This window comes from Martelella sp. NC20, from assembly GCF_013459645.1.
In the GTDB taxonomy this organism is placed as follows: Bacteria; Pseudomonadota; Alphaproteobacteria; order Rhizobiales; family Rhizobiaceae; genus Martelella.
In genome coordinates this window covers 1,494,067-1,510,725 of the sequence record NZ_CP054861.1, presented here as the reverse complement: position 1 = coordinate 1,510,725, position 16,659 = coordinate 1,494,067, and the positions used below count along the sequence as shown (strand labels likewise).

The window sequence follows — 16,659 nt, the reverse complement described above, 5'->3', positions numbered from 1 at the left end:
CTCACCAGTTCCGGAATTTCGAAGGGGGCACGTAGAGCCCGCCCGACCACCGGACGAGATCCTGGATCGAGTGCGCCGCGAGCAGACTGCGGCTGGCATCGAGCGGATCGATGCCGAGGTCCTCCGGGCGGCGGATGACGCCCCGCTGGCGCAGGCGCTCGACGGTCTTTCTGTCCCGGGCCCGACCGATATCCGTGAAACCCGCGACGCCGCGGATTGCCTGCTCGCGCTCGTCGAGGTTGCGGCAGGCAAGCAGGTTGGCGATCCCCTCTTCGGTGACGATGTGGGTGACGTCGTCGCCGTAGATCATGACCGGCGCGAGATCGAGCTTCAGTCGTTTCGCAAGGTCAATCGCATCCAGCTGTTCCACGAACAGCGGCACGTTTGCCTCCCCGAAGGTCTCGCCGATCTGCACGACCAGCTTGCGGCCGCGGCGCAACAACGGGTCGCCCTCAGGGTCGGCGTCAAGCCCCGCCCGAAGCCAGGGCTCGCTCGGATGGCGCCGCCCTCGCGCATCCGATCCCATGTTGGGCGCACCGCCAAAGCCGGCAACGCGCGAGGCGGTGACGGTCGAGGAGTTGCCCTTGAGGTCAATCTGCAGGGTCGAGCCGATGAACATGTCGCAGGCGTAAAGCCCGGCCGTCTGGCTGAAGGCGCGGTTGGACCGCAGCGACCCGTCCGGCCCGGTGAAAAAGACGTCGGATCGGGCGGACACATAGTCCTCCATTCCGACCTCGGACCCGAAACAATGGACCTGCTCCACCCAGCCGGATTCGATCGCCGGTATCAGCGAGGGATGCGGATTGAGCGCAAAACGGCTGGCGATCCTGCCCCTGAGCCCGAGTTTCTCGCCATAGGTCGGCAGCAACAGTTCGATCGCGGCGGTGCTGAAGCCGATACCGTGGTTCAGACGGCGGACGCCGTAGGGCGCATAGATCCCCTTGATGGCCATCATCGCCGTGAGGATCTGCGTTTCGGTGATGTCCGCCGGATCGCGGGTGAACAGCGGCTCGACGAAGAACGGCTTTCCCGCCTCCACGACGAAGTGCACGCAGTCGCCGGGTATATCGACCCGCGGCACACGATCGACGATCTCTTCCACCTGCGCCACCACCACGCCGTCCTTGAAGGCGGTTGCCTCGACGACGGTCGGCGTGTCCTCGGTGTTGGGGCCGGTGTAGAGATTGCCGTCCCGGTCGGCGCTGACTGCCGCAATGAGCGCGACGTTCGGGGTGAGATCGATGAAATAGCGCGCGAACAGTTCCAGATAGGTGTGGACCGCGCCGAGCTCGATCTTGCCGCCAAACAGCATCGCGGCGATGCGCGCCGATTGCGGTCCGGAATAGGCGTAGTCCAGTTTCCGGGCGATGCCGCGCTCGAAGACATCGAGATGTTCCGGGAGCACGACGCCGGACTGGACCATGTGGAGGTCGTGGATCTTCGCAGGATCGGCGGCCAGAAGTGCTTTGCTCAGCAGGTCCGCCTGCTTCTGGTTGTCGCCTTCAAGGCACACGCAGTCGCCGGGGCGGATCACCGCCTCAAGCAGGCTGGTCGCCGCGTCTGCCTCGACGACCTTGCCGGTGGCGACTTTCGCGCCGGCCGCAAGGCGGGCATCGCGCCGCTGTCGGTTCTGCTGCCAGTCTTTCATCTCATTCTCCTGTGCCGGAGGCCGGCGAATTTGAAAAATGGCGGGGACGGAGGGGGGAACCGTCCCCGCCAGTCGGGGCACGGAGGGGAGCGTGCCCTGTCTCTGCAGCCAGCGGAGGGAACGGCGACTGCAGGAATGCGGGGATTGCGGCTCAGCGTGCGGCGGCCTTTTCGAGGACCTCGTCGGCCGCCTTCGTGATCACCCTGGCGACTTCTTTGGGATGCGATTCGAAAACGACGTGGCTGGCGCCCGGCACTTCGATATACGTGCTGCCGGCGCGTTCGTAGTAGAACCGTTCCAGTTCGGGGCTGATGATCTGGTCGTTACCGGGGATGACGCCCCAGCTGGGCTTGGTCTTCCAGGCTGCGACGGTCATCGGCGTGGAGAACACGCCTGCGGCGGCAAACACCTGCGAGCGCGCGCCGAACTCGGCGTCCTCGCGCGGCAGATCGGGCGCGAACAGCGTCAGGTAATCCTCTTCCTTGAGATAGGTGAAGCCGTCCGCCGTTTTTTCGATCGCGCCGGGCGTCTTGCCGAGAACGCTCGGGTATTTTTCGCCAAGTTCGTGCTCGTCCTCACCGACGTCGGGCGCGTGAGCGGCCACATAGACGAGGCCGACGACATTGGGGTGGACACCGGCCTCGGTAATGACGGAGCCGCCGTAGGAGTGGGCAACCAGCAGCGTCGGCCCGTCCTGGAGATCGAGCACCCGCTTGGTCGCGGTAACGTCGTCGGCGAAGGAAGTCTCGGGTTCCTGCACCATGGAGACGTTGAAGCCCTCCTCATTCAGGATGTCGTAGACGGCTCGCCAGCCGGAGGCATCGACCCAGGCGCCGTGGACCAGGACGATATTCTTGACAGCTTCGGCATTCGCCTCGACCGACGCACCGGTGAGTGCCATCGCGGTGACGATGGCCAGGGAAATCTTGGAAGTAATCATCTCTCAGCTCCTTTGTTGAACTGAGCTCAGGCTAGCGCAGGCCCGGTTCTCGCTATTCCCGATTTGAACGCGGTTTTCGGTAACGCACGAACAACGTGCTTCGGCATTTTCGCCGCGCCATTCGCCTGCCGGAAGATTATTGCGGTCAGGGCCGGAAGCCGCTCGCAGAAATGGCTGGTGCGGCGGAATCCATCAAAAACGCGCGGTTTCCGGCCGCGCGCTTTTCATTCAAGCATTTGTGCGTCGCCTCGGTGCAAACCGCAGCTATGGGGAAGGCTGGAATGGCTCCGAGCCAACGGCTCCCATTTCGCGCGGCGACCGCTCCTGCATTGCCCGCCAACGGGCGGGGGTCGTTCCGACGAAGCGCTTGAACACCGTGGTGAAGTGGGCCTGCGTCTGGAAACCGACATTGAGTGCGATTTCGACAAGGCGGTTGCCGGGCTCGCAAAGCATGGACTTGGCGCGCTCCACGCGACAGCGCAGCAGGTAATCGTGGGGACGAAGACCGGTGGCGGCGCGGAACTGCGCGGCGAAATGCATCCGGCTGAGACCGGCCACCCCGGCCAGGTCGGAAAGTGTTATCAGCTCATCGATATGGTCTTCGATATAGGCCGCCACGCGCCTTATCCGCCATTTCGGCAGCGGTGTGATCGAACCCTTATCCTCGGGACGCCGGTTGGTGAAGCGGGTCGCAAGCCAGCGCGCGATCAGCGCCAGGCGGATAGTGTCGGAATGAACGCCGTGGAGGTCTTCATCGTTCCCGGAGGCCTCTAGCTGGCGAAACAGAAAGCCCATGACGGGATCGGCCGGATCGACATCGAAGCCGGGCGGCAGAAGGCTGTTTGCCTCGCCCGTGTTCTGGTCGTCTGGTCCGATCGAAAGCGAAAGCACGACGTCCATGTGGGGAAGGCCGATCGTCACGATGTTTTCCGCCGCTGCATTGTTCGTGTCCACTGGCGGGGACCCATCGCCATTGATGCCGACAGATGGGGGTTTCCGTCCCGGGACGACCAATTCCGTTTGCATACCCTATCCTCCATCAATGGCCAGATCTGCAAAAACCTGAACTGCAAAGGAATTTCCGCGTATATCTAAATAATGAACTGAGTTTTACTACGTCAAATACGCGATTTTTCGATTTACGTTGCTCAATCCTGCTGTTGAAGACATTAAAAAATACAGGAACGAACCTCCATCATACAGTCGTGTGCACGCATACCCGTCCTATTTGGCCGGACCAGACTTTCGTATGTTCAAGTGGTGAGGTGGTTGTCTGCCGACGATCCCGCCTGTCGGAAAGTCGGGACCGGCATCGGAAGAGGTTGCGCTGCGCGGCAAAACGGATCGCTGCAGCCGAATGAGGCAACCAAGGTATGAGGAAGCCATACCAAGGCCCCTCAGGCGCGAAACCAACGTAGAATGGGGCGAAGCCGGCCCTGACATTAATATCCGGACCGCAGCCTTCGCCGGAACCACGTCCTCCGGAGATGCCGCAGGGGGGCGTCGTGCGGACCTGTTCCGGATTCCTTTGCCTTGGCAAATGCGTTTCCGGGGCCCGAACGCGGGGAACGCCGAAATCCGCCATCTCCCCTGTCCGCTGCCGGAATTTCTTGTTCGATTCGCTGTCACTGCGCCCGAAAGCCAGCTTGGTGTCGGACGCAATATCCGAGAGGCACAGCCATGTCCGACGCCGAAGAAAAAGTGACGTCCGATGCCGCGATCCCGCTGAATGACAAGGCGGCCAGTGGCAGTCTTCCAGACCCGCCCATCGCGATGGAGCGACCGGTTCCGGAGCCACAACGCGAGATCCAGTTGCCGCCCGAACGCGCAGCGCCGGACAATGCGGCGGCAACCGGAAAATCCCGTCGCCGTTCCATCCTGCGCGTCACTCTCATGGTCCTCGGCGTGGCTGTGGCAGCAACAGGCTCGCTGGTGTTCTGGCTGAACGGCGGCCGCTATGCCGGGACGGACGATGCCAATGTTCAGTCGGCAAAGGTGATCGTGACGACGGATGTGTCGGGACTGGTCTCGTCAGTCAATGTGCGCGAGGGCCAGCAGGTCGAAAAGGGCGACATTCTTTTCGTGCTCGAGTTGCATCAGTTCCAGATCGCGCTGGACAATGCCGCGGCTCAACTGGCCAATGTTGAGCTTACCATCCGCTCGATGAAGGACGACTATCAGGTCTTGCTCAAGAATGTCGCGGCGCAGGAAGCGCAGATCGCGCTGGACCAGATCGCCTATAACCGTGCGTCGACGCTCGCGAAGGAGAATGCCCGCTCGCAGGCCGACAGCGACCAGGCCCGCTACACGCTCGAAATCGACAATCACAAACTACAGTCGCTGAGAGCGCAGGCCGAGGCTCAGCTTTCGCAGCTTGGCGGCGATCCCGACATTCCTGTGACCGAACACCCGCTCTACAAGCAGGCCAAGGCGCAAATGGATGAGGCACAGCGGGAACTCGACCATGCCTCGGTTCGCGCGCCGTTTGCAGGGACCGTCACCGAGGTGGACGACCTGCAGCCGGGCGCCTATCTCGTCGCCCAGACGGCAGCCCTCACAGGCGCCGGAGCGCTGGCGCTGGTCGCGAACGATCATGTCTGGGTCAACGCCGAGATGAAGGAAACCGACCTCACATTCGTGAAGACCGGAGATCCGGTGACGGTGACGGTCGACACCTATCCCGGGCAGGTCTGGAACGGGTCCGTTGACAGTATCAGTCCCGCAAGCGGCTCCGAATTCTCGATCCTGCCGGCGGAAAACGCGAGCGGCAATTTCGTCAAGGTCGTCCAGCGCATTCCGGTCCGGATTTTGATCGAGACGCCATCGGACGCCCCCGCCCTGCGCGCCGGCATGAGCGCCGTCGTGAAAATCGACACCGGTCACAAACGCTCCCTGCGGGATTTGTTATGAAACCGAGGGAGGTCAGGGACATGGGAACTTCACGCAGGAACGGCTCCGCAAGCACGGCCAGGACCATCATTCTGATCTGCGTCATGATGGCCACGCTGATGCAGACGCTCGACACCACCATCGTCAACGTGGCTTTGCCCTATATCCAGGGCTCGCTCGCGGCCTCGCCCGACCAGATTACCTGGATACTGACCTCCTACATCGTGGTTGCGGCGATCATGACGCCGCCGGTCGGTTGGCTTTCGGCGCGCTTCGGCCGGCGGATGGTCTTCCTGACCTCGATCATCGGCTTCACGGTATCGTCGATGCTGTGCGGCGCCGCGACATCGCTGACGGAGATCGTTCTGTTCCGCGCCGTCCAGGGCGTCTTCGGCGCCTCGATCGTGCCGCTTTCGCAGGCAACGGTCATCGATATTTTTCCGCCCGAACAGCGTGGCCAGGCGCTCTCACTATGGGTCATGGGCGTCGTGGTCGGCCCGGTGCTCGGGCCGACGCTCGGCGGCTACCTCACCGATCTCTACAATTGGCGCTGGGTCTTCTACATCAACCTGCCATTCGGCATCCTTGCCTTTCTCGGCCTCCGCTTCTTCCTGGAAGACAGCGAACGCGACAGCGGACGGCGGTTCGACTGGACCGGGCTGGCGGTTCTCGGCATGGCGCTCGCCACGCTGCAGCTCATGCTCGACCGCGGCCAGATGAAGGACTGGTTCGGCTCGACCGAAATCATCGTCTATGCGGTGCTGTGCGGCCTCGGTTTCTATCTGTTTCTCGTGCATTTCCTGCTGGCGCGCGACCCCCTGATCCCACCGCAGCTTTTTAGGGATGTGAACTTCTCCTCCGGGCTCCTGATGATCTTCGTCGTCGGCATGCTGATCCTCGCGACTTCCGCGCTCCTTGCGCCTTACCTGCAGGTTCTGGCCGGTCGCTCCGTCATCGATACCGGCCTGCTGCTTGCGCCGCGCGGAGCGGGTACGATGGCCGGCGTTCTGCTGGCGGGCCGGCTTTCCAACCGCGTCGATCCGCGTATCCAGATGTTTGTCGGCATCGTGCTGATTGCCCTTACCCTCTGGCAGATGACCGGTTGGACGCCGGATATCGACGCCCGGACCTTCACGGTGAACTCGATCATCCAGGGTTTCGGCCTCGGCATCGTGTTCACCCCGTTGCAGGTCGTCTCCTTCGCGACGCTTCCGGCCAAGCTCAGGACTGACGGCACGGCCCTGTTCAGCCTCGCGCGCAATATCGGCCTGGCGATCGGGGTTTCGCTGACATCGGTCGTGCTGATCCAGGAAACGCAGGTGCTGCACACGCAGATCGCCTCGAACCTCACGCCGTTCAACCGTAACCTGCAACAGGGCGGGGCCTATCTGTTCTGGAATCCGACGACCCCTTCAGGCCTTGCCGCACTCAATGGCGAAGTGACGCGGCAGGCCAGCATCATCGCCTATGTGGACGATTTCAAGCTCCTCTTCATCGTCAGCCTGCTGATGCTGCCGCTTCTGGCGCTGATGCGCGGCGGGCCGAAGAAAGAAACCGCCAACGGCCCCGAACTCATCGCGGACTGAGTCCGTCATTCAAGGAGAAGCAAAATGAAAGCTATCGTTATCGGAACAGGAACCATCGGCATGGCCGTCAAGGCGGCATTGCGGGATCATGGCCACGAGGTGGTTACGGTCGGACGCCAATCCGGAGACTTCAGCGCCGATATCCGGGAAACCGACAGCCTCACGAGACTGTTCGAGACGGTCGGCCCTTTCGATGCCGTCGCCAATGCCGCCGGCGATGTCTTCCCCGGTCCGCTCGCGGAAACGTCCGACGAGCAGTGGGAGAATTCCATCCGCTCCAAGGGCATGGGGCAGATCAATCTGGTCCGGGCCGCCCTGCCTTTCATCGCCGACCGCGGCGCCTTCGCGCTGGTCTCCGGCGTGCTGACGGACGAATTCACGGCAGCCCCGACGATCGGGACGACGGTCAACCACATGGTCGAGGGTTTCGTGAAGGCGGCGGCGGTGGAATTGCCCCGGGGGATCCGGATCAACTGCATCAGCCCGACCGTGCTGGCCGAATCCGTGGCCTATCACCCCTTCTTCCCGGGCTTCGTGCCGATACCGGCGGCCGAGGTCGCGCTTGCCTATGTGCGGGCGCTGTCCAACCCGTTCACCGGCCGCGTGTTGAAGCTTTACAAGACGGATTGCTGATCGTCTGCGTCCCTCCGGTCCGCCGCAGATGCCGCCAGACGCCGTGTGTGCCCGGTAGCATCTGCGTTTGTGACGCAGCGAGGTCCCCGGTCAGGCGGTCATGGTCGCTATCATTCTGGCGGCCTCGGCGAGGTCGGACGAGCCGGCATGCTCCGGGAACGCGTCGAAGACGGGAATGAGAATCGCGGAGGCGTCGTCTTTGCGGCCGAGGTCCAGCAGCAGGCGCGCCAGCGGTATCGCCGCTTTCAGCTGCCACCCAAGCGCAGATTGGGCGGCGGCATGCGTGATCGATTGCCGCAAGGCGGCCTCTGCCGCCGCGGCATCGGCCTCGGGCGCCATGCGGATGATGTTGCCCTGTGCCCGCAGCAGATCGGGTAGCCAGAATTTCTGGTCCATTTTCCGCGCTGAAGAAATCGCCGCGTCGATCACCGCGCGCGCCTCGTCATGCGAACCGCATTGCGCCAGTCCCTCGGCAAGCGCCCGGGAGGCGCCTGGTATGAGCATGTGGAACTGTTCACGCGCCAGCATTTGAACCGCCTGCCGGAGCACCTCCACCCCTGCCGACGGGTCTCCCGTGACCAGAAGCCATTCCCCTTTCAGGGCCAGGGCGGCTGCAAGATGGCTGCTGAAGGAATGCCTCTGCGTATGGGCGATCAGCCGCTCTATATGTTCTCCCGCCTCGACAAGGCTGCCGTTCCAGAGCAGAACCGGGATACCATGGGCCGCAGCCATGGTGTAGTCGCCCGGCAGAGGCGATTGCTCCGCCCTTTCCATGGCTTCCAGAGCAAAACGGCAGGCGCGTGCGGGAGAACCGCGGAGCCAGCCCACACGTGCGCGACCGAGTTCGGCGCGCAGACGATGGTCGTAGCCGAAGAGGTTCAGTTCGAGGTGACCGATACCGACCTCGAGTTCGAAGCCTCGTTCGCAGTGAACGAGCGCCGTCGCCTGATCGCCCGCCAGCTGGTAAGCTGCGGAGAGAAGCCATTCGGCAACCACGCGCTCGGAAAGGGTCCCGTCGCGTTCCGCGACGACCGCGCATTTCTTCGCCGCCACGAGGGCGCCCTCGAAGTCGCCGAGGCGGGTCAAGAACAGGTTCAGACCGGCCAGAAGGCGAAGCTGCGCCAGTCCGCCGCCATTCTCCTCCGAAAGGTTCAGGCCCCGTTCTATGGCATCGCGGACCTCCTGCGTGTTGCCGAGCGTGTGCATCGTCGAAACCGCCAGGGCTTCAAGCAGGCGAACCTCGCGTCGCGGCGAGCGGCTCTTTCCCGTGTCGGTATTCAGGGCCAGGCTGGACCAGGAACGGCACTCCGAAAGAAGCCAGAGGCCAAGAAAAAGAGGAACGGAATCCGCCGCCAGTTCGACGCCGGTCGCGCGGTATTCTCCATGCGAGAAACACCAGTCCAGCGCCTTTCTCACATTGCCGATATGCGGTGCGTGGCGGCGGATTTCGGCATAGGCGCCATGCTCGAGGGAAATGTCCTCGAGCAGTTTCGCAAAATAGAGGGCATGGCGCAGGTCGATCTCGTCGGCATCGCCATATTCGTCGAGCTTGGCCCTGGCATATGCCCGCGTCGTATCGGGCAGGCGGTAGAAGACGACATCGCCCTGAGGCTGGACCCAGACGAGCGACTTGTCGACAAGATCGGCGATCGTCGCGGCAACCGAACCCTCGCCTTCCCCCTCGATATCGGCGACGAAACCCGCAGCCTCGATCGTGAACAGGCCGACCAAGGCCGAGAGCCGGCACAGCACCCGCTGTTCGCAATCGCCGAGCAGCCTGAAACTCCAGTCGAGCATCGCTTCAAGCGTCCGGTGTCTCGGAACGACATTGCGCAGGCCCGCCAGGCGCAATTCGATGTTCGAAGCCAGAAGGTTGGCAATGCCACGTATCCCGTATGTCCCCGCGCGGCTGGCTGCCAGTTCGATCGCCAGCGCTATGCCGTCCGTCCGCCGGCAGATATCCGAGACAATGGGCGCGTCGCTGTCGGTCAGGGGTTCATGGAGGCCGCTGGAAATGGCCCGGTCCATGAAAAGCTGGACCGCCGGGCTTGCCATTGCTTCGGCGGCCGTCGGGGCGTCATTCACCGGACAGGCCAGGGTGCTGAGAAGGTGGACGGTTTCTCCCTCGATGCGCAAGGATTCCCGCGAGGTCACCAGCAGATGGATGTTCGGTGCCCGTTTGAACATTTGTCCCGCCAGGAAAGCGGTCGCCTCCAGCAAATGTTCGCAACTGTCGAAGATGATCAGCATGTGCAAATTGGCAATGAAGGCGAGAAGTTCGTCGACGGGGGCGTTGCCCGCGAGCGTGCAGCCGACTGAGGATATCACCGCGTCCGGAACCAGTGCCGGGTCGGCTATCGCGCCGAAATCGACGAAGACCACGTTCTGTCCATCGAATTCCGGCTTCAGCCTTTCGGCTACGGCCGCTGCCACGGTCGTCTTGCCGATGCCGCCCGTCCCGACGATGCTGACGAAGCGTCGTTCGAGCAAGAGTTCGCTCAGACTGCCGATGACACGCTCGCGGCCAATGATCGAGCGGTAAAGGGTCGGTGCCTGTCCGGCGAGGCGGCGTTGGGCAGGCGGCGCTGCCGGCACGTCGTGTGTGACAGCGGCGACGAAACTGTAACCTCTTCCGGCGATATTGACGATATACCGCGCGCCATTGCGACCATCGTCAAGCGCACGGCGAAGCGCTGAGATGTGGACCCGCACCGTGGCCTCTTCGACAACCGTGTCCTGCCATACGATATCGATCAGCTCATGCCGGCTCACAACGTCACCGGCGCGCTCAACCAGCGCGATCAGCAGGTCCAGCGCCCGGGAGCCAATACGGATGTCTTCGCCTTCTTTCAACAGGAGCCGGCGAGCGGGATCCAGCCGAAAACGTCCGAATGACACCGTGGAACTGCCCTTGCCCGCGCTGAACGTGCTACGCGACGAAGTGGACATAGCTGTGTGGTTCCAGATTTTGGATTGCCTCGTATTTTAACGTTGAGGCAATCAAGGTACCTGTCTTTCGAAAAAATGACGCGGATTGCGATAATCTGATATTTTCTTCTCACACAGTCGGCGTGCGCGGGACCTCAGATTCCTCACCTATTGGCCCTGCCGCTCCTGACCGACGCCAACATCCAGGAGCTCTTTGCGCAGCGCTCTTGTCGGGGCACCGCATCCTGTAAATGAAAGCGGACTTCGGTTTTCAGATCCCTGTTTGGTCCGAAAAAATGGGCGCAAACGGCATCAAAAAAAGGGAATTTTAAAGTATTTTAAGTATTTCCGGATGAAAAACATAAAATCATTCAAAGAAAATTATCCCGCATAACAATAACCGTCCTCAAAACATCAATATTGCCGCGCATGGCATTCGAATAAGGGCAGATCGTATCGGCGATCCTTGCGAGTTCTTCACCCGTTGCCTGATCGACGCCGCAAAGCGTTATGACAAGAGCCACGCGCAACAGGATGACTTCAGCTTCATTGCGAACCAGCCCGACTTCCGCGACCACAGAGACGTCGTCATCGGCAAAGCGGTGCCCGGCTTGCAAGGCAACCCGGAGCAGCGAGTTTTCGAAGCAGGCGGCGTAGCAGGCGCCGAACAACTGCTCGGGATTGGTCGCTCCACCACGGCCTCCCAGTTCCTCAGGGAGCGCGAGCGCGAGATCGAGAATGCCGTCATCGCTGCGGACACGGCCTTCCCTACCGGCCGTTGCGCTGACCCTGGTCGTGTAGAGCATTTTCATGTTGTTCGTCTCCTTCATAAGCGTTCGGTCTGTCCATCGCGCGGACGTTGCGGTGGAAACAGGACACGCGACGATCAAAAAAGACCACCGCGGGCGGCCAACGGTCGGAGCATCAGGGGCGCGAAGGCCCTTGTTGATCGCGCGGCGCAGGGCATTGCCGTTGCGGTAGGGCGAAACATCGCATGCTTCCATCTGCAAAGGTCGCTTGGCGAGGCGGGACGACGAAAAGAGCAGATCGATGGTGCTAAATGGGAACGATAGGCCATGATGCGTCCTGGATCAGACAAAAGCATGCCCGGACAACGGTGTCGCCAAGCGTAGGCAAATTTCGCATTTGCTGGCGACGCTGGCGAGTAAAGAAACGAAAAGTTTCGAAAGACCGTATCGGATCACTTCGCGGCCTCTGACTTTTTTTTGAACGGGACGAAAGACGATGATCGACGGGTTCCGCGTGACGTCGCCGCTGGACTCTAACACTTCTTTACAACTCATAACGCGGGAGATGCCGGAAGGTGATGTAAATATTAGATGTACCTTCAGTTCACGGGAGATGGCTATGAACCAACCGGCTTTTCCGAATGTTCACGGGCAGAGGCATCGTTGTACAGGGTCCGAAGTCGTACATATGCGTGGCGAGGTCGCAAACGCCATCTGCGCCATACTCCTGCATGCAGAGGCGGTTCACAGGCGCGAAATCGCAGGAATTGCCCGGCCGACCGAGAGCAGGCAGTCGGCCGAACAAATCATCTCCAACGCGAAACGCGCGTGGGAAGGCATCGAAACGTTGCTGGCAATGTGCGAGCGCGCCGACGTCAACTGAAGAGAAAGGGGTTCATTTGCGCCGGGCCTCGGGGCCGCCTGATCACGGCAATATTGCTGCGGTCAGGCGCCGGCCAAGCCGAGCGCGCGGCTGATACTGCTGACCAGTGTTCCCCCATCGAATGGCTTTTCGAGAAAAAAGAGCACACCGGCCATCTTGGCGCGGCGCCGCTGGTCCTCATCCGGAAAGGCCGTGATGACGATCGTCGGCAGATCGACCCCTCTGCGCAGGAGATGATCGCGGAGATCCAGTCCGCTCATCCCCGGCATCTGGAGATCGGTAACCAGAAAGTCGGCGTTCGGCAGCGTTTCGGATGCGATCGCCCTCTCCGCTGACTCGTAGGCATCGGCTTTCCAACCGACCGACCGCACGAGGCTCTCGGTGGCTTTTCTCACATGTTCGTCATCGTCGACGATAACGATAATCGGTTCCTGGTTCATGACACTCACAGCAGCCCCAAATCTATATAGGCCTATATGGTCGCGTCGGCCTTGCGGATAAATCATACAGAGGTTTATCCGCTACTCTTTCGGTGCCAGCATTTCGGCCATGCGCACCAGATCGGGAAGCGTTCGGGCCTTCATTTTCTGCATGGCGTTGCCACGATGTATTTTTACGGTGATCTCGCTCAGGCCGAGTTCGCCGGCAACCTGTTTGTTCATCAGGCCGCGAGTCACCAAAGCCATCACCTCCTTCTCCCGGGGCTTCAGCGCTTCATAACGCGCGCGCACATCATCAAGCGCGGCGTCCTGTACGCGCCGTTTCCGGTCGCCTTCAAGCGCGGCAGTGACGGCGTCGAGCAGGTCCTGGTCGCGGAAAGGCTTGGTCAGGAAATCGGCGGCCCCCGCCTTCATTGCCCTGACGGACATTGTCACATCTCCATAACCGGTCAGGAATATGATCGGCAACAAGATGCCGGCCCGAGCGAGTTGCTGCTGGAAATCCAGCCCGCTGACACCCGGCAGACGCACGTCGAGGATCAGACATCCATGGGCGTCAACCTCTCCGGTTTCCAGCAACTCGGCGGTGGATGAAAACAGTTTGACCTTCAGCTGTACCGAGCGAAGAAGGCTTCCAAGCGATTCACGCATTTCCTGATCGTCATCCACGATGAATACGACAGGCTGGTCTGAACCCGGTTGTTTTGGTTCCTGTTTCATCCGTCACCTCCTTCCGAGCGCGGGAGATGAAAACCGAACTCGGCGCCTCCCTCATCGCGCAGTTTCGCCCAGATATACCCGCCATGCGCCTCGACGATCCTGCGACATATGGACAGCCCGATCCCCATGCCCTGTGCCTTGGTGGTGAAAAACGGCGAGAACAGCTTCTGTCCTTCTTCCGGCCCAAAGCCGGGGCCCGTATCGTCAACCCTGACTTCCACCGTATCCTGGCCTTCCGAATGGCCGGAGGCTATGGCGATATGGATTTCGCGCATGTCGTTTTTGCTGGATTCCATCGCCTGAATGGCGTTCACGACAAGGTTGATCAGCACCTGCTGCAACTGGACGCGATCGCCTTGTACCGCTGAACTCCGCGGATCCCGCACGAAATCCACGACCACCTTATGCGCCCGCATCTCCCGGCTCAGCAGTGGAATAATGTCATCGACCAGATCATTGACGATGATGGTGGAATGCATGCTCGGGGAACGACGGGCGAAAGCCCTGAGACTGCTGATGATATTGCTTGCCCGCTGGGCCGAGGCGACGATGCGTTCGATCAGCACCGTGGCCTCGCCGATATCCGGATCGTTGCGTTTCAGCCAGCGCAGGCTGGCGTCGCCGCTCGCTGAAATCGCGGCCAGCGGCTGGTTCACCTCGTGCACGATCGAGGCGGTCAGTTCTCCGAGCGTCGAAAGCCTTTCGGCGTGGGCCAGTTCCTCGCGTGTTCTGTCAAGGACGAATTCGGCCTCCATTCTTTCAGTGATGTCGCTGTGCGTCTCCAGAACCGTCATCGGCGCTCCCGCCCGGTCCCGTTGCAGCGCCCAGCGGCACATGATGACGCGTGGGTCGCCGTTGCGACGCTTTCGCCGGACCTGCCCTTCCCAACGTCCTTCCAGGACGAGTTTCTCGTTGGCCACATGCCACGCCGCGGGAGACTCGGCACCAAGCAGTTCGGTTGAGCGCTTGCCTATCGCCTCTTCTTTTTTCCAGCCGTAAAGAACTTCTGCTCCGCGGTTCCATGACAGGATTACATCCTTGGGTGTTCGGGAGAAGATTGCGTCATGTGTGAGGTCGAGCAATGCGGCCTGATTGGCCAGGATCTCCGTGCTCGCCTTGTTCACCAACGTCAGAGCAGCCGTCACCGCCACCGCGACGACGCTGATCCAGGCCCGCGCCACTGCTCCCGTCTCATCGAAAGGATGCTGGATCAAGAAGCCAATGAAAATCAGAAGGATGCAAAATAGAGTGACGATAACGACGCCGCGTCGGCCAAGAACATTTGCCGCCAGTAGCAGCACCAGAACATAGAGCACGGCTATTGCATATCGGAACGGCGTAAAGGCATCGACGACAAAGATGGCCGCAGCGAGCGTGGCGGCCGCCGCCGCGACAGGCCAGTGGACGATCGGAGTGCTGCCTTGCTTTCTCTCTGACATCCCGCCCATGGCCCCTCGCCGGTTACGCGACCAGAACTACTCTTGTGCAAGACCGGACGACAAATCATGACTTCATCGGCCGGTATCGGGTGATTATACCAACGGTCATTGAAAATGACCGTTGGTATTCCGTTTGCGAATTTCCCAAGTCACCAGGACAATTGGGAAATTCGCAATTCCTTCAAGGCGGGGATGCGTCAGCATCTTCGCGCCTTGGTATTATAGGCCGGTTCGGGCTGGTGCACAGTAGCGCTTTGGATTGTCATCTCCATACCAAGGTATAATTGGTTTTTGAGGCGTCCCCCCGCGACCTGGACTCACCCAATTGCGAACCGCAGGCGCGGCCATGAGCAGTCTGGTTGCCGGCGACCGATGATTTGCGCATTGTGCGCCCAAGATTGCTTGACTGAACGCTGCAACCAAGGCCATCTGCTGGACCCGGTCGGTCACCTGACCGCAACGCCCCGATCAGAGAAGGTTCCGAGGCCGGAACATAGCTTCAAGACCCCATCAACCGTTGACCGGAGAACGCCAACAGCCATGTCGGTGAAATGGGGTCAGATGGGGCTATCAGCATCCGTCGAAAATGACACTGATTTTTGTGCGTCAAGCTCGGCGAGGCGGGCGGTGAGTGCTGCATGGACCGCATTGTAGGCGTCGCTTCCGGTCGCAAGCCTGAGGGGCGGAGACGTCTGGTCCGCCGTCGCAATGATCGCCTTTACGGTTTTCAGAGCATCACCGGGCGAGCGATAGGTGCCGCTGCCGAAGAAGGCGCGCATCTGCCCGAGCGGTCCATCGGCATAGGCATCGAGAGGATCGGCGACCACCAGGTTGTGGCCGAAATTCGTCGCGGTGCTTCCCGGTTCGGCAATGGTGACAGCGATGTTGAACGGCGCGAGTTCATGACGCACTGATTCCATGAAGCCCTCGATTCCCCATTTGGATGCGTGGTAGAGGCTGCCACCGGGAAAAGTCGCGAGCCCACCCATGGTCGAAATCTGTATGATCCTTCCACCACCCTGCTCGCGCAGATGCGGAGTAACAGCGCGCACGAACTGGATCGAACCCGTGAGGTTGGTGGCGATCTGCCGGTCAATCTCAGCATCGCTCAGCTCTTCCGCGGCCCCCAGAATGCCGTAACCGGCATTGCTGACGACGACATCGATGCGGCCCAGATCGCGAAACGCAGCGTCGACCACGTCGCGCATGGATGCCGTATCGGTGACGTCCAGTTCCATGAGCCAGAGACGGTCGCCAAAGCGCGACTTCAACCCGGAAAGCGTGCCCGCCTTGCGATAGGTGCCCGCAATCCTTTCGCCGCGGGTGAGCAGTTCCTCCGCCATCGCACGGCCAAGGCCGCTGCTGATGCCCGTGATAAGCCAACTACGTTCGTTCATCGCTCAGGTCTCCTTAGAAAACACGCTGTGAGTGAATATGCGGCGTTTTCCGGCGCACCACCGTGCGCTTCGTGGAGCGGCTCGATATCGGAGACCGGCGTAGCGCAGCTGGACTGAGGTGTCGGTGATCAAAACGGCTCTGGTCATTTTCCACTCCATTGTCAACATGTGTCCGATTTAGAGTTTGTCAGGGAAAAGTGGAATCCGGTTTTCCCGAAAAGACAAACGAAAACAAATAAATCTAGAGTCTGTCTGGTTCGATTTGAACCTGACAGACTCTAGGCGTGACGCCTCAACATGAGTTCCGGTTAAGTCCGAGGCATCTGACAGGTGCTTTTGATTGTAGGTTGCCATGAGGTCGATGCCAATTATACATGTGGATTCGTTTCAGAAGATGGTAATCCTTC

13 protein-coding genes and 1 pseudogene are annotated in these 16,659 nt (G+C 61.0%); 4 read left to right on the top strand and 10 right to left on the bottom strand.

The window, feature by feature from the left end; all coding sequences use genetic code 11:
* Position 1 precedes the first annotated feature (1 nt).
* The 3 genes from mdcA to HQ843_RS29990 all read right to left on the bottom strand — a co-directional run bounded on the left by mdcA (position 2) and on the right by HQ843_RS29990 (position 3,542).
* A complete protein-coding gene (mdcA, locus tag HQ843_RS07255) occupies positions 2-1,648 on the bottom strand; it encodes a malonate decarboxylase subunit alpha (RefSeq protein WP_180899155.1) in 1,647 nt (548 codons plus the stop codon).
* A gap of 151 nt (positions 1,649-1,799) precedes the next feature.
* Positions 1,800-2,549: an alpha/beta hydrolase gene (locus tag HQ843_RS07250; protein ID WP_246710402.1), complete on the bottom strand. Its 750-nt coding sequence runs from the start codon at positions 2,547-2,549 to the stop codon at positions 1,800-1,802.
* Between the two features lie 303 nt (positions 2,550-2,852).
* Positions 2,853-3,542 (bottom strand): helix-turn-helix domain-containing protein, encoded by a 690-nt coding sequence (locus HQ843_RS29990; RefSeq protein ID WP_371822063.1) that lies wholly within the window; start codon positions 3,540-3,542, stop codon positions 2,853-2,855.
* Between the two features lie 726 nt (positions 3,543-4,268).
* On the opposite strand from HQ843_RS29990, the gene HQ843_RS07240 reads away from it, so the two are divergent.
* The 3 genes from HQ843_RS07240 to HQ843_RS07230 are packed head-to-tail and all read left to right on the top strand — an operon-like array spanning position 4,269 to position 7,696.
* The gene (locus HQ843_RS07240; RefSeq protein ID WP_180899158.1) at positions 4,269-5,498 is read left to right on the top strand and encodes an HlyD family secretion protein; all 1,230 of its coding nucleotides are present in this window, start codon (positions 4,269-4,271) and stop codon (positions 5,496-5,498) included.
* A gap of 20 nt (positions 5,499-5,518) precedes the next feature.
* Complete coding sequence (locus HQ843_RS07235) at positions 5,519-7,063, top strand: DHA2 family efflux MFS transporter permease subunit (protein WP_180899159.1); 1,545 nt, start codon at positions 5,519-5,521, stop codon at positions 7,061-7,063.
* A gap of 24 nt (positions 7,064-7,087) precedes the next feature.
* Entirely contained in the window at positions 7,088-7,696 is a 609-nt protein-coding gene (locus HQ843_RS07230) for a short chain dehydrogenase (protein ID WP_180899160.1), read from the top strand.
* A gap of 90 nt (positions 7,697-7,786) precedes the next feature.
* Here HQ843_RS07230 and HQ843_RS07225 read toward each other — a convergent pair whose 3' ends face one another.
* A complete protein-coding gene (locus tag HQ843_RS07225) occupies positions 7,787-10,549 on the bottom strand; it encodes an ATP-binding protein (protein ID WP_180903438.1) in 2,763 nt (920 codons plus the stop codon).
* Between the two features lie 446 nt (positions 10,550-10,995).
* On the bottom strand, positions 10,996-11,436 hold the full coding sequence (locus HQ843_RS07220; RefSeq protein WP_180899162.1) for an organic hydroperoxide resistance protein: 441 nt from the start codon (positions 11,434-11,436) through the stop codon (positions 10,996-10,998).
* A gap of 556 nt (positions 11,437-11,992) precedes the next feature.
* On the opposite strand from HQ843_RS07220, the gene HQ843_RS07215 reads away from it, so the two are divergent.
* Positions 11,993-12,256, top strand: a complete 264-nt coding sequence (locus HQ843_RS07215) for a hypothetical protein (protein WP_180899163.1) — start codon at positions 11,993-11,995, stop codon at positions 12,254-12,256.
* A 62-nt stretch (positions 12,257-12,318) separates the two neighbouring features.
* On the opposite strand, the gene HQ843_RS07210 is transcribed toward HQ843_RS07215, so the two are convergent.
* From HQ843_RS07210 to HQ843_RS29985, 5 genes and pseudogenes are all read right to left on the bottom strand, one after another.
* Positions 12,319-12,696, bottom strand: coding sequence for a response regulator transcription factor (locus HQ843_RS07210; protein WP_180899164.1), 378 nt, complete (start codon positions 12,694-12,696; stop codon positions 12,319-12,321).
* Between the two features lie 81 nt (positions 12,697-12,777).
* Positions 12,778-13,416, bottom strand: coding sequence for a response regulator transcription factor (locus HQ843_RS07205; RefSeq protein ID WP_180899165.1), 639 nt, complete (start codon positions 13,414-13,416; stop codon positions 12,778-12,780).
* A complete protein-coding gene (locus HQ843_RS07200) occupies positions 13,413-14,864 on the bottom strand; it encodes a PAS domain-containing sensor histidine kinase (RefSeq protein WP_180899166.1) in 1,452 nt (483 codons plus the stop codon). The genes HQ843_RS07205 and HQ843_RS07200 overlap by 4 nt, the downstream gene beginning before the upstream one ends.
* Positions 14,865-15,412: 548 nt before the next feature.
* A complete protein-coding gene (locus tag HQ843_RS07195; RefSeq protein WP_180899167.1) occupies positions 15,413-16,252 on the bottom strand; it encodes an SDR family oxidoreductase in 840 nt (279 codons plus the stop codon).
* A gap of 292 nt (positions 16,253-16,544) precedes the next feature.
* Positions 16,545-16,649 (bottom strand): annotated as a pseudogene (locus tag HQ843_RS29985) (IS481 family transposase); the annotation flags it as partial.
* Between the last annotated feature and the right edge of the window lie 10 nt (positions 16,650-16,659).